Here is a 20038-nt window from a genome sequence, read left to right on the forward strand (position 1 = left end):
ATGAAATCGGGGAGATTTACCTCTTAAATATACAATATCTTTTCGGGAGGAACAATTTGCTCTATTAGATCGAGGTGATGTAATTTTTGCTGAATTCGTTCTACTTGTGCAAAACTAAGGTTCTCCTGGCTCCATTCGGTTAGGGAAAGCCATTCGATTACATCCTCTATCTTTTGATCGTATCTATTTGCAATCATGTGCGCGATACGTGGTATTTCTTTAAAATCGGCGGTTGTATTGTTAATGATCTCCAGGATCTTTTGGATTGCCTCCGGTTCATCTTCCAGAATATCATTACGTACCGCGATCACGAAACATGGCCATGGAGTAGGACATTCGCCAACACTTCTAAAAGGCCCGTTGTCTACATAAGGCTTGGTGGTAAACTTTTCCCACATAAAATAATCTCCATCTCCTTTTGGAAGGGCTTCCAGGGCACCATCGAGATTTCGTATCACTTCAAATTTTAGATCGCTGCCAGTATCCCAACCCTGGTTCTCTGCATTCACAAAGGCCATTAGATGAGAGCCCGATCCGTATCTACTAATGGCTGCGGTTTTCCCTTTTAGATCCGAAATTTTATGGTAATTACTTTCTTTCGCAACATGAATACCCCATATTAATGGGGAAGCAACGAATACCTGAACAATAGAGCAGTCGCTACCATTGCATATGTCCCTAATTATTCCTTCGGTTAGGATCACAGCCAGATCGATCTCTTTTTCACGCAGGGCAGTTGCCATGGCCCCAGTACCTCCAAAAAAGTCTTTCCACCGAAGATTGATCCCTTCTTTAGTATACGATTTGTCACGTAGTGTTAAGTACCAGGGAAGATTGAAATGTTCCGGTACCCCACCAATATGGAATTTTTTCATTGCACCAATTTATCTAGAGTCTTTTTTATTAAGTTATCGATAGCCATTTTGGGGTCTTTACTGAAACTTCCATTCGCCCGGTTGGCCAGTATCACATTTAGCGAAAGTGCTTTGTGCCCAAGCAATCCGGACATTCCATAAATAGCGGCAGTTTCCATTTCCAAATTGGTTATCCGTCTTCCGTTATAAAGAAAGGAACTAATCTTTCTATTCATTTCGGGATCCTGCAGCGGTAAACGCAATACACGTCCTTGTGGGCCATAAAATCCTACATTGGTAGTAGTTATTCCTTTTTTAATCCCTTCGGAAGTAAATTTAGTAAGGAGTTCCTGGTTTGCCGCCACAACATAAGGTTTGGAGTTATTCGCGTTCCATCCTGTGTGCTTTTGAAATGCTTCCGAAAATTCCTCGTCGAAAAGCTGGTCGGGTACCTCGTAGAAATGCAAAAGATTATCAAAACCTATTCCCACTTCGCTTGCAATGATGCTATCTACGGGAATATCTGCCTGCATCGCACCTGAGGTCCCAACTCGCACGATCTCCAAAGCCCCTAAATTTTCCTTTAACGTTCTGGATTCGAAATCTACATTGACCAGCGCATCGAGTTCATTAAAAACGATGTCGATATTGTCCGGGCCTATTCCCGTCGATATAACTGTAATTCGCTTGCCCTTGTAAAAACCTGTATGCGTTTTAAATTCCCGGTGCTGCTTTTTTACTTCGATCTTCTCAAAATAGCAGGATACCTGCTCAACTCGTTCCTGGTCGCCTACGGTTATAATAGTGGAGGCAAGGTCTTCGGGCTTTAGATTGAGGTGGTATATACTTCCGTCGGGATTTAGTATGAGTTCAGATTCGAGTATTTTCATCCACCTACACGTTTTACTTTGAATCCCTTTTCTTTCAGAAAAGACATGATTTTATCCCGATAATCACCCTGAATGATGATCTGCTCGTTTTTAAAACTACCACCAACACTTAGCAGCTGTTTTAATTCCTTTGCAAGCTGTTTAAAATCTGATGTGGCCCCGTTATATCCTTCGATTATGGTAATTGGTTTTCCTTTTCGCTTCTCGTATTTACATATAAGAGGCTCCTCCTGCAGCCAAAAGGCAGGTTCTTCTTTTTTTTCCGGCGATTCTGATGGGACATGATCCGGAAAAAGATTTTTTAATTGATCCTGTAAATCCATTATTTCTTGATCAGGCCAATTTCTACCAATCGCTGATGAAGGAATTCACCTGCAGTGATATCCTCATAGGCCTTTGGGTGATCCTCATCTATACATTCTTCCAGGCAATTGAGCTTCATATCGCTTCGCGGATGCATGAAAAAGGGAATAGAATACCTTGGCGTACCCCATTGTTCTCTGGGCGGGTTTACAACCCTGTGTATAGTAGATCTCAATTTATTATTGGTATGCCGTTCCAGCATATCGCCAACATTTATCACCAGCTCATCTTCTTCCGGGATGGCATCTATCCATTGTCCGTCTTTACGCAATACCTGAAGTCCGCCAGTAGAGGCCCCCATTAGTAAAGTGATAAGGTTAATATCTCCATGTGCGCCGGCACGTACAGCACCTTTGGGCTCTTCGGTGATAGGAGGGTAGTGGATAGGTCTCAGGATACTATTACCATTCGAAACCCAATGATCGAAGTAATTTTCTTCCAGCCCTATATACAAGGCCAGGGCTCTTAAAACATAAATTCCGGTCTTCTCAAGCATTCGGTAGGTCTGCATCCCAATTCTATTGAAATCGGGTAGTTCGGTAACGATAACGTTTTCCGGATATTCTTCGGGGAGTGCCGCATCTGCTGCGGGTTCTTGTCCAAAATGCCAAAATTCTTTCAGATCACCTTCTTTTTTTCCTTTGGCGTGTTCTTTTCCGAAGGAGACATAACCTCGCTGTCCACCAAGGCCTTCAATTTCGTATTTCAGCTTTTCTTCAACGGGTAGCGCAAAAAAAGCTTTCACTTCTCGATAAAGCTCTTCAACTAAGCGGTCACTTAAAAAGTGGTTTTTCAGGGACACGAAACCAATTTCTTCGTAAGCACTCCCAATTTCATTAACAAATTTTTGTTTTCTTTTCGGATCGTCCGATAAGAAATCGGCCAGGTCTACACTGGGTATATTATTCATCGGGTTTAATTTTCTAATACACAAAGATACCAAATTATAAGGCTATTTCCGAAGATAAAAAAAGTGTAAAATTTCTTTTACAGACTGGGTTTTTTTCTACTTTTGAACTTCATTCTTGCATTACATGGCTCAAACATCCTCTTCTACAATTGCATTCGATTACGATCCTGGGAAACTGGATAATTCGGTTTTACTTTCTCTCTACGAAAAAATGATAAAACCCAGGCTGATCGAGGAGAAAATGCTCATTCTGTTACGCCAGGGTAAAATTTCCAAATGGTTTAGCGGTATTGGCCAGGAGGCTATCGCAGTGGGTGTATGTGAAGTATTGAATAAGGATGAATATATCCTTCCCATGCACCGAAACCTGGGTATCTTCACTGGGCGTGAGATCCCTCTAAACAGGTTGTTTTCTCAATGGCAGGGAAAGGCTAACGGTTTTACCAAAGGTCGTGACCGCAGCTTTCACTTTGGAACCCAGGAGTACAAGATAGTAGGAATGATTTCACATCTCGGACCCCAATTTGGCGTTGCAGATGGGATCGCCCTGGGTAATCTCTTAAAGAAGAACAAACAGGTATGCGCCGTTTTTACCGGTGAAGGTGGTACGAGTGAAGGCGATATTCACGAGGCTCTCAATGTTGCCTCGGTATGGCAACTACCCGTGCTTTTTTGCATAGAAAATAACGGCTATGGCTTGTCCACACCAACCGCCGAACAATACAATTGCGAGCATCTGGCCGACAGGGGTAAGGGTTACGGCATGGAGACACACATTATAGACGGAAATAATATTTTAGAGGTGTACACCAGGCTCAAGGAGATCGTAGAAAGTATGCGGGAAACCCCCAGGCCGGTAATGATAGAATTCAAGACCTTCAGAATGCGCGGGCATGAAGAGGCAAGTGGCACTAAATATGTACCTCAGGATCTGATGGATCAATGGGCGGCAAAAGACCCCATCACCAATTATGCAGAATTTCTTCGGAATGCAAACATTTTAACCGAAGAAAAGGAAGTTGAGATCAAAACTGCTATTGTACACGAGATCAACGAGAATCTTGATATCGCCTTTGCCGAAGACCCTATAGATTCTTCCGAAAGTAATGAGTTAAATGACGTATTTAAAGAGTTTGTATATCAAGAAGTTAAGCCAAATATCGAGACTCAGGAATTACGACTCGTAGATGCAATTTCGGAAGGCTTGAAACAGTCTATGGAGCGGCATGAAAACTTAGTGATCATGGGGCAGGATATCGCCGAATATGGTGGTGTTTTTAAGATCACAGAAGGATTTCTGGATGCATTCGGAAAGGAACGTGTGCGCAATACGCCCATTTGCGAATCTGCCATAGTCTCTGCGGCAATGGGGCTTTCTATCAACGGATTTAAATCTGTTATGGAAATGCAGTTTGCAGATTTTGTTGCTTCGGGCTTTAATCCTATTGTTAATTATCTCGCCAAGACCCAATACAGATGGGAGCAGAATGCAGATGTGGTAATTCGTATGCCTTGTGGCGCCGGGGTAGGAGCAGGTCCGTTTCACAGTCAGACGAACGAAGCATGGTTCACCCATACTCCTGGTTTGAAAGTGGTGTATCCGGCATTTCCGTACGATGCTAAAGGACTACTTGCAACAAGTATAGAAGATCCTAATCCTGTGCTTTTCTTCGAGCATAAGGCTTTATATCGAAGTGTACGACAGCAGGTGCCAACCGATTATTACACCATACCTCTGGGCAAAGCCGCGCTGCTAAAAGAAGGGAAGGATGTATCGATTATTACCTATGGTGCCGGCGTGCACTGGGCTATAGAAGAGCTGGAAACCATGGATGCCGTTTCCGCAGAACTGATCGACCTCAGGACTTTAGCTCCTCTGGATACCGAAGCTATATTCAATTCGGTAAAGAAAACGGGGAAGGTGATCATTCTTCAGGAAGATTCGCGATTTGGCGGCATTGCCTCCGATATTGCAGCCATGATCGCCGATGAATGTTTCGAAGCTCTCGATGCCCCGATCAAAAGAGTAGCTAGTCTGGACACACCTATTCCGTTTGCTGCTAATCTTGAGACTATTTATTTGTCGAAGCGAAAATTCAAGCAGGAACTACTCGAACTTCTAAGGTACTAAATGTACCAAATCCGGCTATAGTAACCGTTTCAGGATTAAAGAGCTACTTATTCTTTTTTCATCGTAATATTTGTTATTTTTATAAAAAGATGCTTCAGATACCTTAAAATGGCTATGAAGCGAGCAAACCTTACATCAACTTAAAATCTTAACAATGAGAAAAACCATCACTTTAGCAGTTCTGGCTGCCGTATTTTTTTCCTGTGGCACGCCAAAAACGGTTCAGGAATCAAGAAAGATTATAAAGGGGTATTGGAGTTTGGATGAGATCACTTACAGTGAATCCGGAAACTTCAATGTTCAATTACTTGATGACACTTCCAAGGAGTGTTTTGAAGGCAGTAACTGGAGATTTATTCCAAATAACAACACGGGAAATTATTCCATAGAAGACAGTAACTGTCCCACCGGGGAGCGTTATTTTATCTTCGCCATTCAGGAGATCGATCCAACAACGGGTTTGTATGATTTCCTGTTAAAACCAACAAACGAAAAGAAAAAATCTGAAAACAATGTTGGTTTCAGGCTACGGCTGGCAAAACTTAGTAACTCGGCTATGCAGTGGGAACAAACTGTAAACCTTGAAGGCAAACCTTTTACAATTTATATGAACTTTTCTAAAATCAGTGAATAATGAAGACAATAATAAGAAACATAGTGATCGTGGCAACCCTGGTATTATTCGTGGGAAGTTTTGGGAGCTGCGAAGCAACAAAGAATGCAAACAATAAACAAAAAGGTGCCGTAATTGGTGCCGCCGGAGGTGCCATTTTGGGTGCTATCATCGGTAATAATGTGGGGAAAGGAGGCAACGGTGAAGCTGGCGCAGTTATCGGTGGTGTTGTAGGTGGTGCCGCTGGAGTTATCATCGGTGACAGAATGGACAAACAGGCTCAAAAGATCGAAGAGGAGATCCCGGGTGCAAAAGTAGAGCGCATCGACGATGGTATCGTTGTAACCTTCGATGAGAACAGCGGTGTTTATTTTGAGACCAACAAATACAATATCAATGCAGCATCACAGGCTACGCTCGACAAGCTTGCCGGTGTGCTGATTGAATATCCGGATACCAACGTATTGGTAGTTGGTCACACCGATAGTACGGGTTCTGATGAGTATAACATGACTCTTTCCAAGAACCGCGCCTATTCCGTAACTAATTATTTCACCCAAACCAAAGGACTGAACGCTTCGCGCTTTACAACAGATTGGTACGGGGAGACCAGTCCGATAGCAGACAATAGCACGGTTGAAGGTAGGGCGCAGAACCGAAGGGTGAATATTGCCATCGTTCCAAATGAGAAAATGAAGAAGGAAGCCCAGAAGCAAGCCCAGGGTAATTAATCAATAGTAATAATTATTAATCCCGATGTCCGGCATCGGGATTTTTTTTGCAGTTAAAAAACATTATAAATGCACCGGGAGGATTATGATATCGTCATCATAGGTGGTGGGCTGGCCGGCCTTTGTACTGCCCTGCATTTGCAGCGACACCATATCCGTATCCTTTTAATTGAAAAACACCCGTACCCTAAACACAAGGTCTGTGGCGAATATGTGTCTAACGAGGTTTTACCCTATTTAAACGACCTAGGAATCGATCCTCATGTACACGGTGCTGTTCCTATTTCCCGGTTCGAGATCAGTACAAGGGAAGGAGAAACTATTGAAAGTGACCTTCCGCTGGGTGGCTTTGGTATCTCGCGCTATTCGTTGGATAAACTATTATTTGATGCCCTTGATTCACAAATCGATGTCATATTCGATACCGCTGTTTCCATAAAATACTTAAATGATGAATTTATAATTGATACCCAGAGTAAAAAGCATTATAAAAGTAGATTTGTCGTGGGGTCTTACGGAAAGAGATCGCTTCTTGATAAAAGACTGGGGCGTGATTTCATTAACAAGCGTACGCATTGGATGGCTGTAAAAGCGCATTACGATTTCGATTTTCCGGAGGACCGGGTGGCATTACACAATTTCGAGGGAGGATATTGCGGACTTTCAAAAACAGAAACTGGTGCCGTGAATGCCTGCTACCTTACCACCCTTAGATCTTTTAATAAGGCCGATGGGATAGAAGATTTTCAGAGAACAGTGATGAGCAGGAATAAGAAATTGCAGAATTTCTTTAAACATGCTAGGCCGCTATTTGAAAAGCCGCTGAGTATAAGTCAGATCTCCTTCGCTAAAAAATCGGTTATCCATAACCATATCTTTATGTTGGGTGACAGTGCCGGGCTCATTCATCCTCTTTGTGGAAATGGAATGGCCATAGCGATACATTCGGCGAAGATCTTTTCAGAATTATACCTAAGTGAAATTCACATTAAGGGAGCTAACAGACAACTACTTGAAAGCGCCTATGAAGCAGTATGGAAGAAAACTTTTTCCGGTAGACTAATTACCGGGGCGCGTATACAGCGATTACTATTAAACGATACGGCGTCTGTGTTCACTTATAAGGCTATTAGCAGGTTTCCGTCAATTTTACCTTACGTGATCAGGAAAACTCATGGTACCTTGATGGTATGATATATTTTAATTCTAAATACAGATCCAATCAACAGGAACTTATGGACGACTTCCATTTCCAGGGCAAAGAAATGGAGAATTTGTTGAGTGATTTAAAACGTGTGAATAAGTGGCTGGGCGGAAATTTAATAACCCTCAACGGTATAAGAAAGCTTCTTGAAAAGATTACCAACAAAAATGAGATAACCATATTAGACCTGGGCTGTGGGGATGGTGAGATGCTCAGAGTTTGCAAAGAATCTATAAACATTCCCGGTGTGCGGTTAAAATACATAGGCTTGGATGCTAATCGCCATATTATAGAAGAGGCCAGGCGACGATCTGAAGCGTATCCGGAGATCGAATTTATAACAATGGATATTTTTTCTGAAGCATTTGAAACTATAGAATGTGATATCGCCATTTGTAGTTTGTTCTTACACCATTTCACAGATGAAGAGATAGAATTGTTTCTGAAAAATCTATACTCCACGACGAAAGTAGGGATCGTGGTTAACGACTTAGAACGAAGTAGGATCGCCTTTGTTCTTTTTAAAATTGTGAGTACATTGTTTGTTCGCACCGCCACTGCCAGAAATGACGGATTAATTTCCATTGCCAGGGCTTTTAAAAAAAAGGAATTGAAAGCATTTTCTAAAAATATAGCTGCAAAACATCAAATACGATGGAAATGGGCATTTCGGTATCAATGGATCATTGAAAAGACATGAGCGTAAAAATAAAATCGGTTGCCAAGCAACTTCCTCAATACACAAGAAGTACAGACGAAATTATTCCTTATGTGGATGCTTGGCTGGGCGGCCAGGATGAGCGCTTTAGAAGAAAGGTGCTAAAGATATTTGAAGGAGCGGGTGTAGAAAGGCGATATTCTATTATGGATGCTGAAGACATGTTCCTGCACACTTCATTTGAGGATAGAAATGCGATCTATTGCCGCGAAATGAAGGTATTGGGAGCTCAATGCCTCAATAAAGCCCTGGAGAAAGCTGCATGGTTACCAACCGATGTAGATTATATCATCACCGTGAGTTGTACCGGGATCATGATCCCGTCTGTAGATGCGTATCTAATCAATGAGCTGAAAATGAGGCAGGATATCTTACGCCTGCCCGTTACCGAAATGGGTTGTGCTGCCGGTATCTCCGGGATGATCTATGCATATAACTTTCTAAAGGCCAATCCCGGTAAAAGAGCCGCCGTCATTGCGTTAGAATCGCCCATGGCAACCTTTCAACAGCATGATTTTTCAATGGTAAATATAGTGAGTGCTGCTATATTTGGCGATGGAGCCGCCTGTGTACTAATGTCATCTGCTGAAGAAGATCACGGGCCTAAGATCCTTGATGAAGCGATGTATCATTTCTACGATGCCACCCATATGATGGGTTTTAAAATGGTGAATACAGGTTTGCAAATGATACTCGATATCACTGTTCCTGAACAAATAGCCGAACATTTTCCTAAGATCGTACATCCGTTCCTGGAAAGGAATAACAAAACAATCGCCGATGTGGACCACCTGATTTTTCACCCGGGCGGTAAGAAGATCGTCCAAACCGTTGAACAGCTCTTCGGCGGCCTGGGTAAGAATATAGATGATACCAAAGAAGTTCTTAAATTGTATGGGAATATGAGTAGTGCCACCGTACTTTATGTCTTAGAACGCTTTATGGATAAAAAGTTGCCTAAAGGTGACCTCGGACTCATGTTAAGCTTTGGGCCCGGATTTTCGGCACAACGAATATTATTAGAGTTTTAAATGAACCAATCAAAACGCATAGCACTTATCCTGGGCGGCAGCAGTGGCCTGGGTCTCGCATCGGCAGAAAAACTTGCGCAAGCAGGATTCGATCTCTGCATTGTTCATCGCACCCGCAAAAGTGATCTGGATGCTTTTCAGGAAGTGGTGAAACAGATGGCCAATGCCGGAAGCACAGTGAACACCCACAATCTGGATGCTCTAAAGAAAGAAACCATTTCGGAAGTACTTAAAACCTTGCCCAAGGGATCGGTGAAATTATTACTACACAGTATTGCCAAAGGCAGCCTAAAGCCTTTAACGGGTGATAATGCATTAACGAGGGAGGATATCGAGATCACTGTACATGCCATGGGACATAGCTGGTACGAATGGACAAGAGCACTTATAGAAGCAGATTGTTTTAGTGAAAATGCTCGAAATTTAGCGTTCACCAGTGAAGGAAACGCGAAAGTATGGCCGGGATATGCCGCCGTCTCTGCGGCAAAATCTACCCTGGAAGCCTTGATGCGCAGTATGGCAGTAGAATATGCCGAGTTGGGCATGTCTACAAATTGTATTCAGGCAGGTGCCACCGAAACTCCATCCTTTAAAATGATCCCCGGTAGTGAAATACTGGCAGAGGCTACAAGAAAACGAAACCCATTCAAGCGACTAACTACTCCCGAAGATGTGGCCAATGTGGTCTACCTTCTAAGCCAGGACGAAGCACAATGGATAAATGGTACGGTAATAAAGGTTGACGGGGGAGAAAGTTTGCGCTGATGAAACCAACCGAGATCATAGCAAAATTACCTTATAGCCATCCGTTTTTGTTCGTGGATTCTATAGACTCCGTAAATGATGAGCGCCTGGTAGGAAGGTATACCTTCAGAACAGACGAATATTTCTATAAGGGCCATTTTAAGGATTACCCTGTAACACCCGGAGTAATACTTACTGAGTGTATGGCGCAGTTGGGTTTGGTTTGCTTCGGAATTTATCTGCTCTCCGAATCTTCGGGTGAAGATTTTCAAGTGGCATTGAGTAGTACCGAAGTCGATTTCCTGAAGCCTGTTTATCCAGGCGACACCGTAATCGTTATTTCAGAAAAGATCTATTTCCGCTTCAATAAACTTAAATGTAATGTAAAAATGACGAATGCAGATGACGAAATACTTTGTGAGGGAAGCATCAGCGGGATGTTAATTACGAAGAGATCATGAAGAATCGTGTGGTCATAACCGGCTTAGGAATTGTGTCCCCAAATGGAGTAGGTGTGGAAGCGTTTCATTCGGCCATAAGATACGGTAAATCCGGAATTAGGCATTTCCCGGAACTGGAAGAACTCAATTTTAGTTGTCAGATCGCCGCCAAACCAGAAGTTTCAGAAGAACAAAAAAGAAAATATTTTACCGATCTGCAATTGCGAAATTTTAACAGTAGCGGCATCTTATACGGTGTCATGGCTGGGATGGAGGCACTTGAGGATGCAGGGATCGAGACAGCAGGAAAAAATGATGAACCGCTCTGGGATCTGGGAATTATCTTCGGAACAGGAACCAGTGGCACAGCCAAGTTTCGAGAAGCCATTTATTTACTGGATTCAGGAAAAGTGAAACGCCTTGGCAGTACTACAGTAGCTCAAACCATGGCGAGCGGAATAAGTGCTTATTTAGGAGGAATGATAGGTGCGGGAAACCAGGTAACCACCAATTCATCGGCCTGCGCAACTGGCACCGAAGCCATCCTAATGGGGTATGATCTAATTGCATCGGGCAAAGCACGGCAAATGCTGTGTGGAAGCTGTTCGGATGATGGCCCGGTGGTTTGGGGAGGTTTCGATGCTATGAAAGTACTTACCTGGAAACACAACCAGGATCCGGAGCATGGATCCAGGCCTATGAGTACAACTGCTTCGGGATTTGTACCCGGGAGTGGGGCGGGTGCCTTAATGCTCGAATCGTTGACAAGTGCACAGGAACGCGGCGCGAAGATCTACGCCGAGGTATTGGGAGGCAATGTGAACAATGGCGGGCAAAGACAGCAGGGTAGCATGACTGCACCCAATAGTATTGCAGTAAAGCGATGTATAAAAACAGCTCTGGAAGTCTCTGGGGTTGAAGGACATGAAATAGATTATATTAACGGTCATCTCACAGCCACCGTAAAAGATCCAACCGAAATACGTAACTGGAGTGAGGCACTGGGAAGGAAGGGAGCCGATTTCCCTTATGTAAATTCACTTAAAGGGATGATTGGGCACGGACTAGCAGCGAGCGGAAGTATGGAGTTGGTTGCTGCCGTACTGCAACTCCATCACGGGTTTATTTTTCCTAATTCAAACTGTGAGGACCTTCATCCGGAAATTAGTGCTATTGCAGACAGGAGCAGGATTCCGATACAAACGGTAAGCCATCCTCTTAAAACCATTGCAAAAGCCAGCTTTGGTTTTGGAGATGTGAACGCGTGTGTTATCTTTAGGCAAAATTCTATTTAATGACTTCAGAAGAGATCTACACCAAACTTCAACCAATCATTGCTGCTTATTTACCCGAGGATGTTTCGGCAGAAAACATAAAAAAAGATGCCGATCTTACCCAGGAGCTCAATATAAATTCGGCACATCTCGTGGATGTTGTCCTGGACGTGGAAGACGCCTTCGATATAGAATTGAGTAACAACGATCTGGAGTCGTTGCGTACAGTTAATGATGCCATCGCGATCATTGCGAATAAAGTAGAAAACTAAATTTATCTGAACATGGAAGCACTTTTTACGGTGGAGAATTTTGTTACGCTCGCCCTGCTAACCCTTTTACAGGCAGTTTTAGGACTTGATAACCTTTTATACATATCGCTAGAGTCTAAACGGGCTCCCGAAGCCAAACAAAGGCGGGTAAGACAAATTGGGATTGGTGGTGCGATCGTTTTACGTATAGTGTTACTCTTTGTATTGCTGAAGGTGATCGAGTTGTTCCAGGACAGCCTCTTCGCCGTACACGCTACAGGGGTTTTTGAAGGAGATTTTAACCTTCACAGCCTGATCGTTCTTTTTGGAGGAGTTTTTATCATGTACACGGCGGTAAGGGAGATCATGCATATGATGCGTCTGGAAGCAGACGACCATATGGAAAAGAAGCCAAAATCGGTCGCGATGATCACCCTATCTATTATCCTGATGAACCTGGTTTTTTCGTTCGACTCAATTTTAGGCGCTATAGCCCTTACCGATGTGTTTTGGGTGATGGCGACGGCCATCATTATTGGTGGTTTGGTAATGATCTGGCTGGCAGGACGAGTTACCGAATTCCTGAAGAAGAACAGGATGTACGAAGTTCTTGGCCTGTTTATACTACTAATAGTAGGAATCATGTTACTATCGGAAGGAGGGCATCTGGCCCATATGAAGCTCTTTGGAAATGATATTACTCCTATGAGTAAGACCACTTTCTATTTTGTGATCTTCGTTCTGGTTATAGTGGATATTGTTCAGGGTCGCTACCAGAAAAAGTTGAACCAACATTTATAGAGGATGTTCAATGTAGCACTTCCCGAAATCGAACCACAACGACTGGCTGTTAAACTATCGTTGAATGGGGAAAGAAGTGCAAGGAGTGAGCATCCCTGGATCTTTTCAAACAGTATAACAAAAGTAAACAAAGAAGGAAAGGCTGGGGATCTGGCCATTATCTTTGGAAGTAGATCCAATGATGTAATAGGTGTGGGGCTATACGATCCAAACTCCCCCATTAGAATAAAAATGCTGCACGCAGGAGGCCCGGCCACTATTAATACTACTTTTTTTTCAGAAAGAATTGCGGCCGCTTACGCGGTCCGGATTCCGCTTTTAAAAACCAAAACAAATAGTTATCGCCTGCTTTTTGGTGAAAATGATGGCTTTCCCGGTCTTATAGCCGATGTGTACAACAAAGTGCTAGTGGTAAAGTTATATTCGGAGATATGGCTACCGTATATAAAAGACATATTTCCAGTCCTTATACAACTTAGCGAAGTAGATTGTATGGTTGTTAGGCTTAACCGAAAACTTGCTGCGGTAACTTCGCACGGCTTGGAAGAGGGGATGATAGTCTATGGCGACTTACCCAATGAGAATGTAGAGTTTATTGAACACGGAGTAACATTTTCAGCCAACGTGATCCAGGGACATAAGACGGGTTATTTTCTGGATCATCGTCACAATAGAAAACGAGTGGGCGAATTAGCGAAAGGAAAGGCTGTGCTGGATGTTTTTAGCTATGCCGGTGGCTTCACGGTACACGCATTAAGAGGAGGAGCCACTTCGGTGACCAGTGTGGATATAAGCAAACAGGCACTGGAAGCGGCGAAACTAAATGCAGAACTCAACACTTATAAGGGGACGCACTTCACGTTGACCGGAGATGCTTTCGAGATCATGGATAAAATGATTTCAGAAGAAAAAAAATTCGCCCTGGTGGTAATAGACCCACCAAGTTTTGCTAAGAGCGCGAACGAGATTTCGCGAGCAGAAAAAAAATATGCCCAGTTGGCCAGGCTAGGGGCTTCCCTGGTAGATCGAAATGGAATTTTGGTACTGGCCTCCTGTTCGTCACGTGTAACTGCCGATAGTTTTTTCGATATAAATAAACGTGTTCTGGATGATATGTCGAGGAACTACAAAATGATGGAAAAAACGTACCACGACTTGGATCACCCCGTAACCTTCCCCGAAGGCGCCTATTTAAAGACCGCTTATTACCAATTTAAATAGAACGTTAAATAGTTCTAAAGAACGTTAAAAGTTGTACTACAGTTGCTTAACTAACGTTTATTTACATCAAACCAATCACCATGTTCGCAACCATCGCTACCGCCAAGGAGAATGACCATAATTCTTTACTTGCCATCCAGATTATTCGGATGGAATTAAAATATTTCCAGACCTACTTAGTAGCCTATAAGGCTTGTTGTTTTATAGTTAAGGACTAATCCTAAAGGGAAGCAGGCTTTTGAGCGTTATCCCCGCTAACGTGTGGATCGATACTTTTAGGTCCCGATCTCGAAAGTTTGCTTTTCTGTTAGTCCTGTTAGTTTAAAATAAGCAAATAAAAGCCTTCTCCCATAGCGGACGCTATCAGAAAAAATACCAGTTTATGTGAGAGTGACAGACGGGGAGTCGTTGTTCCTTTTCGTGATCATTGAGATCACTATACCAATCTAGATCTTCGGATCTATATGTATACCATTATCAATGGTATCATCGCCCGGAATATCATCGATTTCGGCTTCAGGTAAGTCGAAATCTTCTTCATCCTCAGGGTCCATATAGGAGCCTAATAAATAGTCGTTTTGAAATTTCATGAGGTTAATTTTATTAGTTATTTAATTACTATATTAGTGAATATTTCCGTCCCCTGCAAGGAAATAACTGGTTTTCAGAGTATTGGCTAAAATGAAGGAACCGCAAAATGACATTTAGATCATTTGTAAAAGAATGTAGTGAGAAGGAAGTATTGAAGATGCTTTCTATCTACATTGTTTCGTCCTGGGTTCTGTTGCAGGTATTGGCAGTTACATGGGACCCTCTGGGCCTTCCGAAGATCTCAAACACTTATCTAATCCTGATCCTGTTATTGGGATTTCCCTTTTATCTTTATTATATCTGGCATCTTAAACTGGCGAAGTGGGAGAAAGACAAGGCTGTACGCATCAGCAAAAAAGGAAAAGCCAAGAAAAGCGGTTTTTATAAAATGTATTTTACCTATATGGGGATCATCTCCGGTTTATGTGTAGTAGCCTCTGTATTTATCATTCAGAATAACTTTGGTAGAACCTTAAAGCTCCCAACGGCAATTTCTACAGATAAGATCGCTATCCTAAAATTTGGGAACAACACCGGCGATGACTCAAATAATATCATTGGTAAAATGACCTCCGATTGGATCATGCACGGTATTACCCAGCACGAATTAGGTCAAGTGGTATCACCTGAAATAATTAATGACTACCTCGGGTTTTTGAGTACTTCTGAAGAGGAATCGGATGAAAAAAAGGTAGTCACCCAATATTTTAAACCTGCAAAAGTGATTGTGGGAAACTACTATCTCAACAAGGACGAACTACTATTTCAATGCTCGATCATGGACGGGAGCTACGATGAGACCTTCATTTCCTTCGAGCCTATTAGCTGTGACAAAAGTGACCCGCTGGTTTGTATCGAATCCCTTAAACAAAAGATCCTGGGATATCTTATTACTGAGGTGAATCCTTCACTGAATCTGGAAGAAACCCCGCCAAAATTTGAAGCCTACCAATATTTTATCGATGCCGAAGCTACCTTTGGGGATAATGAACGCTATATAGAATTACTTAATAAAGCTATCGATGCCGATCCCGATTATTTCGAACCTAAGGTAATGCGAGTGGCCTATTACTATAACATTAGCGAATTTAGAAAAGCAGATTCTCTAAAAAATGCCATAGTTCCTAATTCAAGGGATAGTGACCGACAAGCAAACTTGCTAAAAACCTATAACGCTTTACTGGAAGGAGATAATCGTGCAATCTACAAGCATACCCTTTACGAATACAAATTTGCGCCATTCCATCTGTTAACCAATGCCGGTGCCATGGTTGTGACCCTGCAATATGTTAATAAACCAAAAGAGGTAGATACTATCTTCAGGGCGGTGTCTATGGAAGGAATGAACCTGGAAAGTTGTACCCAATGTAAATACCGAATTTACACCCAGGCGCTTGCTAACATTGAATTGGAAAAATACGATGAGGCGATCAAATTATTGCGGCCGCTTACCGATGTGGTGGACGATTTGTATCTGCAACGATCATTGATGTCTGCTTATGTGAGAAGTGGTAAGCAAGACGAACTGGAAAATCTGTTGGAGCGGCTGAAAATATCCAATTCGGGAGCGTATATGATCAATGCACAATCTTATATTGGTAAAGAGTTTTTATTGCTGAAGAAACCTTCGCAAGCTCAAATCTATTACGACCGGGTAATAGCTTTGGCCACTTCCGAAGAAAACAAGGAAAGTCTAGCAGAGGCATGGTATGCATTGGAAGATTACAAGAAAGCCGAATCTATCTATGAAAATCTTCATAACTCTTCGCCGGAAGATATCACCATAATGTCACACCTGGCAGCCTGTTATTCTAAAAATTCTAAAGATCAACGGGCGCAGCAATTACTAAAAAAGATAAACCAGGCTCGCAGCGATTACCAATTTGGAAGTGTGGATTATGCTCTGGCGCAATACTATGCCAGGATTGATAACAAGGCGTTAATGCTTAAGCATCTCATGAAATCCATAGCCGACGGGAATACGTATACACCTATGACCTTTCAAAATGATCCACATTTTCTAAAGTATCGTGAAGATGCGGGATTTAAGGAGATCCTGAGCTTTTGGCATTAGAAGAACAAAGATAATATCCAAACCGAAGTCATACCAGTAATAGCGAGTAAAGTGGTCATCATTGTCCAGCTCCTGAACGTCTGTTTTTCTGTTAAACCCAGATATTTACTAACCAACCAGAAACCGCTGTCATTCACGTGAGACATGATAGATGCCCCGGACGCAATAGCTATTACCAATAACGCTTTTTCTATATCCCCCGTAGAGCCCAATAACAGGGGAGCGGTTACACCTGCAGCTGTGATCATGGCTACCGTAGCCGATCCTTGAAGAATACGCACCAGGGCTGCTACTATAAAAGCAAATAATAAAGTGCTTAAGCCCTGTTCGGCAAAATAATTTGCCATCATATCTCCGGTTCCAGTTGCAATGAGCATTTCCTTAAAAACTCCACCGGCTCCGGTTAAGAGGATTATGATCCCGGCCGGACCCATCGATTTGGTGGTGATCTTCAACAGTTTCTCTTTAGAGGTCTTTCTTCTAACCCCTAATAAATACCATGCGATGAGGTTGGCAAGGATGAGCGCTGTAAACGGATGGCCTATCATCTTCATCCAGTCCTTGAATGCTTCAGAGATCCAGCCCTCGGCCATCGGGCTGTTAAGTACCGTGTTGAGAACGATCAATATAATAGGTAATCCAATTATAGCAGCGATCATTCCTACGGATGGTTTTGGCTGGTCATCCGATTGAGATTCCACTAACTCGGGAGCGATCACATGAATACGTTTGGAGATATATTTCGCAAATAACGGCCCGGAAACAATAGCTGTAGGGATCCCTACAATGGCGCCAAAAACGATCACCCAGCCCAGGTCTGCTTTTAATATATCGGCCACAGCCACGGGTCCGGGAGTGGGAGGGATAAACGCATGTGTAATTGCCAGTCCGGCCAGAAGCGGCATTCCGTAAAGTAACAACGACTTCTTCGATTTGCGTTGCAAAGAATAGATAAGTGGAACCAATATGATGAAGGCAACATCGAAAAAGACCGGTATTGCGATTATAAATCCTGTTATCATCAAGGCCCAGGAAGCACCTTTTTCACCAGCGTGTTTCAGTAAAAATGAAGCAATAGCCTCGGCTCCCCCTGAATGCTCTAAGATTGCACCAAACATGGCCCCAAGCCCAACCACCACCGCCACAAAACCCAGCGTATTCCCCATCCCAGTCTGTATGGTTTTTACTATGCTAAGAGGATCCATCCCGGCAATGATCCCTACCACAATGCTGGCAATGAGCAGGGAGATGAAAGCTTGGATTCTAAATTTCAGAATTAAGATCAATAAGATCGCAATCCCGGAGAAAATAGCTATAAGTAAGGTACTATCCATTGGTTTTCCAATTTGTACTGTGACTTCCATCCTTATCGTTACGCATATATGTATGTCCGCCAAAATAATCGCGTTGCGCCTGGATTAAATTTGCCGGTAGATCTTTGGTAGTCATCCCATACCAGAATTGCAAGGCAGCCGAAAAGCATGGTAAGGCGATCGCAGCTTCCAGGCCGGCGCTTAAAACTCCTTTAATAGAAGCTTCTTTTTGTTTTAATTCTGAAATGATCTCAGGTTGGTCGAACAATGGAACATTTGCGGTGAGGTATTGTTGAAAGTTCTTCATAAGTCCCGATTTAATTATACATCCATTGGTCCAGATACGAGCAATCTCGGCCAGATCTGTATTCCAGTTATAGGTTTCGGCGGCATTTCTTATAAGTTCGAAGCCTTGCAGGTGATTTACTATGCGGGCAAACTGATATGCCTGTTTCAGAAGACTAAGCTCGATCTCAACATGTGCAGCTTTCTCTCGCGCTAATTTTTCACGCATTGGCTTCATACTCGAAACATAGCGGGCAAAGAGAGCGGAAGTCATCATAGTGGCGGGAATTCCCAGATCGATAGCCGCTCTGGACGACCAGCCGCCGGTACCTTTATTCGAAGCCCTGTCCAGGATTCTATCAAGAAGATACCCTTCATTTTCTTTATACCGCAGGATATCGATTGTGATCTCGAGTAAATAGCTGGAAAGTTCCTCTTGATTCCACTCAGAAAGCAAATTAGCGATAGATGCGTAGTTCATCGATGGCCTTAGAAGGGCATACACTTCGGCAAGTAATTGCATTTCGGCATATTCGATACCATTATGAACCGTCTTTACAAAATGTCCCGCACCGTCTGTCCCTGTAAGTGTTACACAAGGATCTCCATTCTTATCGCGGGCTGCGATCGCTTCCAGCACAGGCCTGATCTTTTCATAGGCTTCATTTGTCCCACCTGCCATAAGTGACGGGCCTTTCAGGGCGCCCTCTTCACCGCCTGAAACTCCACAACCAACGAAATCTACTCCTAAATGCTTGAAATATTCAAATCGTCTTTGGGTATCTTCAAAATAGGAATTGCCCCCGTCTATTAACACATCACCTGTAGTTAGGAAAGGTTGGATGGCTAGCAAAACTGTGTCCACTATCGGGCCTGCGGGGATCATCAATAATATTTTTCTCGGAGTTTTCAGCGATTTAACAAACGCCTCGTATTCCGTATATCCATGGGTCAGGGGAGTGTCTGCTTCAGCTAAAAAATTAGTGACCACGTCTGCCTCGTCGCCTTCAGCCCTGTTGTACACCGATACCGAAATACCTCGGCCCAATACGTTATGAGCCAGACTGCGTCCCATTACTCCCAGGCCAACAATGCCAAGGGTAGATTTTCTTGAAACCAGAGATTCCCTCAGTATTTCCGAAACCAACTCGCCGGGACTCTTTTCTATGTCCAGATGCAAGCCGTAAGACGGAAGTTCCAGGACGTCGAATTGCGAACGCAGCATCTCTGCTCCCATAAAATGTTCGGGGCGTTTCTGCATACGTTTCATTATTATATCGTAGGATCCATGAAGAACGATCCATCGAATATCGGTATTGGCGGCAAGTAAATTCCTATAAGACTCCTTTAATGCCGAACAGGCCAAAACTGCTCCTTTATCTGCAGTCCACTGTCCAATCTCTCCAGAGAGGATCTCCAGCCAGGGCTTTCTGTCTTCATCGGTGAGGGGGGTACCCAATGACATCTTCTCAATGTTAGCTCGTGGATGGAAATCGTCTGCATCATAAAACGGCAGCTGCAGTTTTTCGGCAAGCATTTTTCCCACGGTGGTTTTACCGCAGCCACTAACACCCATGATCACAAATACCGGTTTCATAG

General features: G+C 43.1%; 21 protein-coding genes. 14 read left to right on the top strand and 7 right to left on the bottom strand.

Annotated elements, in window-relative coordinates; all coding sequences use genetic code 11:
- Positions 1 to 23: 23 nt before the first annotated feature.
- From C5O00_RS12500 to C5O00_RS12515, 4 genes are read right to left on the bottom strand one after another with little or no spacing between them, the layout of a single operon-like run.
- Positions 24 to 875 (bottom strand): substrate-binding domain-containing protein, encoded by an 852-nt coding sequence (locus C5O00_RS12500; RefSeq protein WP_105217166.1) that lies wholly within the window; start codon positions 873 to 875, stop codon positions 24 to 26.
- A complete protein-coding gene (locus C5O00_RS12505) occupies positions 872 to 1744 on the bottom strand; it encodes a nucleoside phosphorylase (RefSeq protein ID WP_105217167.1) in 873 nt (290 codons plus the stop codon). Before C5O00_RS12505 ends, C5O00_RS12500 begins: the two co-directional genes overlap by 4 nt.
- Complete coding sequence (locus tag C5O00_RS12510) at positions 1741 to 2067, bottom strand: translation initiation factor (RefSeq protein WP_105217168.1); 327 nt, start codon at positions 2065 to 2067, stop codon at positions 1741 to 1743. The genes C5O00_RS12505 and C5O00_RS12510 overlap by 4 nt, the downstream gene beginning before the upstream one ends.
- Complete coding sequence (locus C5O00_RS12515; RefSeq protein ID WP_105217169.1) at positions 2067 to 3017, bottom strand: isopenicillin N synthase family dioxygenase; 951 nt, start codon at positions 3015 to 3017, stop codon at positions 2067 to 2069. The genes C5O00_RS12510 and C5O00_RS12515 overlap by 1 nt, the downstream gene beginning before the upstream one ends.
- Positions 3018 to 3141: 124 nt before the next feature.
- On the opposite strand from C5O00_RS12515, the gene C5O00_RS12520 reads away from it, so the two are divergent.
- The 13 genes from C5O00_RS12520 (at position 3142) to C5O00_RS14515 (ending at position 14394) form a co-directional block, all read left to right on the top strand.
- Positions 3142 to 5148: an alpha-ketoacid dehydrogenase subunit alpha/beta gene (locus C5O00_RS12520; RefSeq protein WP_105217170.1), complete on the top strand. Its 2007-nt coding sequence runs from the start codon at positions 3142 to 3144 to the stop codon at positions 5146 to 5148.
- Positions 5149 to 5302: 154 nt separating this feature from the next.
- On the top strand, positions 5303 to 5782 hold the full coding sequence (locus C5O00_RS12525; RefSeq protein WP_105217171.1) for a lipocalin family protein: 480 nt from the start codon (positions 5303 to 5305) through the stop codon (positions 5780 to 5782).
- The gene (locus tag C5O00_RS12530; RefSeq protein ID WP_105217172.1) at positions 5782 to 6492 is read left to right on the top strand and encodes a YiaD family glycine zipper/OmpA-like lipoprotein; all 711 of its coding nucleotides are present in this window, start codon (positions 5782 to 5784) and stop codon (positions 6490 to 6492) included. The genes C5O00_RS12525 and C5O00_RS12530 overlap by 1 nt, the downstream gene beginning before the upstream one ends.
- A 69-nt stretch (positions 6493 to 6561) precedes the next feature.
- Positions 6562 to 7686 carry an NAD(P)/FAD-dependent oxidoreductase gene (locus C5O00_RS12535; protein WP_105217173.1) on the top strand — a complete coding sequence of 375 codons (1125 nt, stop codon included), beginning with the start codon at positions 6562 to 6564 and terminating at the stop codon, positions 7684 to 7686.
- Positions 7683 to 8396, top strand: a complete 714-nt coding sequence (locus C5O00_RS12540) for a methyltransferase domain-containing protein (protein WP_105217174.1) — start codon at positions 7683 to 7685, stop codon at positions 8394 to 8396. Before C5O00_RS12535 ends, C5O00_RS12540 begins: the two co-directional genes overlap by 4 nt.
- Positions 8393 to 9445 (top strand): type III polyketide synthase, encoded by a 1053-nt coding sequence (locus tag C5O00_RS12545; RefSeq protein ID WP_105217175.1) that lies wholly within the window; start codon positions 8393 to 8395, stop codon positions 9443 to 9445. The genes C5O00_RS12540 and C5O00_RS12545 overlap by 4 nt, the downstream gene beginning before the upstream one ends.
- A complete protein-coding gene (locus C5O00_RS12550; protein WP_105217176.1) occupies positions 9446 to 10210 on the top strand; it encodes an SDR family oxidoreductase in 765 nt (254 codons plus the stop codon).
- Positions 10210 to 10650, top strand: a complete 441-nt coding sequence (locus C5O00_RS12555; RefSeq protein WP_105217177.1) for a 3-hydroxyacyl-ACP dehydratase FabZ family protein — start codon at positions 10210 to 10212, stop codon at positions 10648 to 10650. The genes C5O00_RS12550 and C5O00_RS12555 overlap by 1 nt, the downstream gene beginning before the upstream one ends.
- Positions 10647 to 11924: a beta-ketoacyl-[acyl-carrier-protein] synthase family protein gene (locus tag C5O00_RS12560; RefSeq protein WP_105217178.1), complete on the top strand. Its 1278-nt coding sequence runs from the start codon at positions 10647 to 10649 to the stop codon at positions 11922 to 11924. The genes C5O00_RS12555 and C5O00_RS12560 overlap by 4 nt, the downstream gene beginning before the upstream one ends.
- A complete protein-coding gene (locus C5O00_RS12565) occupies positions 11924 to 12175 on the top strand; it encodes an acyl carrier protein (protein ID WP_105217179.1) in 252 nt (83 codons plus the stop codon). Before C5O00_RS12560 ends, C5O00_RS12565 begins: the two co-directional genes overlap by 1 nt.
- Before the next feature lie 12 nt (positions 12176 to 12187).
- Positions 12188 to 12955 (top strand): TerC family protein, encoded by a 768-nt coding sequence (locus C5O00_RS12570; RefSeq protein ID WP_105217180.1) that lies wholly within the window; start codon positions 12188 to 12190, stop codon positions 12953 to 12955.
- A 3-nt stretch (positions 12956 to 12958) separates the two neighbouring features.
- Positions 12959 to 14176: a class I SAM-dependent rRNA methyltransferase gene (locus tag C5O00_RS12575; RefSeq protein ID WP_105217181.1), complete on the top strand. Its 1218-nt coding sequence runs from the start codon at positions 12959 to 12961 to the stop codon at positions 14174 to 14176.
- A gap of 80 nt (positions 14177 to 14256) precedes the next feature.
- A complete protein-coding gene (locus C5O00_RS14515) occupies positions 14257 to 14394 on the top strand; it encodes a hypothetical protein (RefSeq protein WP_158676854.1) in 138 nt (45 codons plus the stop codon).
- A 228-nt stretch (positions 14395 to 14622) separates the two neighbouring features.
- On the opposite strand, the gene C5O00_RS14520 is transcribed toward C5O00_RS14515, so the two are convergent.
- Complete coding sequence (locus tag C5O00_RS14520; protein WP_158676855.1) at positions 14623 to 14766, bottom strand: hypothetical protein; 144 nt, start codon at positions 14764 to 14766, stop codon at positions 14623 to 14625.
- Between the two features lie 107 nt (positions 14767 to 14873).
- Between C5O00_RS14520 and C5O00_RS12580 the strand changes: the two genes are divergently transcribed.
- On the top strand, positions 14874 to 16841 hold the full coding sequence (locus C5O00_RS12580; RefSeq protein ID WP_105217182.1) for a tetratricopeptide repeat protein: 1968 nt from the start codon (positions 14874 to 14876) through the stop codon (positions 16839 to 16841).
- Here the strand turns inward: C5O00_RS12580 and C5O00_RS12585 are convergent.
- Positions 16838 to 18175, bottom strand: a complete 1338-nt coding sequence (locus C5O00_RS12585) for a GntP family permease (protein WP_105217677.1) — start codon at positions 18173 to 18175, stop codon at positions 16838 to 16840. The genes C5O00_RS12580 and C5O00_RS12585 overlap by 4 nt on opposite strands.
- Positions 18168 to 20036 carry an NADP-dependent phosphogluconate dehydrogenase gene (gene gnd / locus C5O00_RS12590; RefSeq protein WP_105217183.1) on the bottom strand — a complete coding sequence of 623 codons (1869 nt, stop codon included), beginning with the start codon at positions 20034 to 20036 and terminating at the stop codon, positions 18168 to 18170. Before gnd ends, C5O00_RS12585 begins: the two co-directional genes overlap by 8 nt.
- Positions 20037 to 20038: the final 2 nt, after the last annotated feature.

The sequence above is a fragment of the Pukyongia salina genome (genome assembly GCF_002966125.1).
Lineage (GTDB): Bacteria > Bacteroidota > Bacteroidia > Flavobacteriales > Flavobacteriaceae > Pukyongia > Pukyongia salina.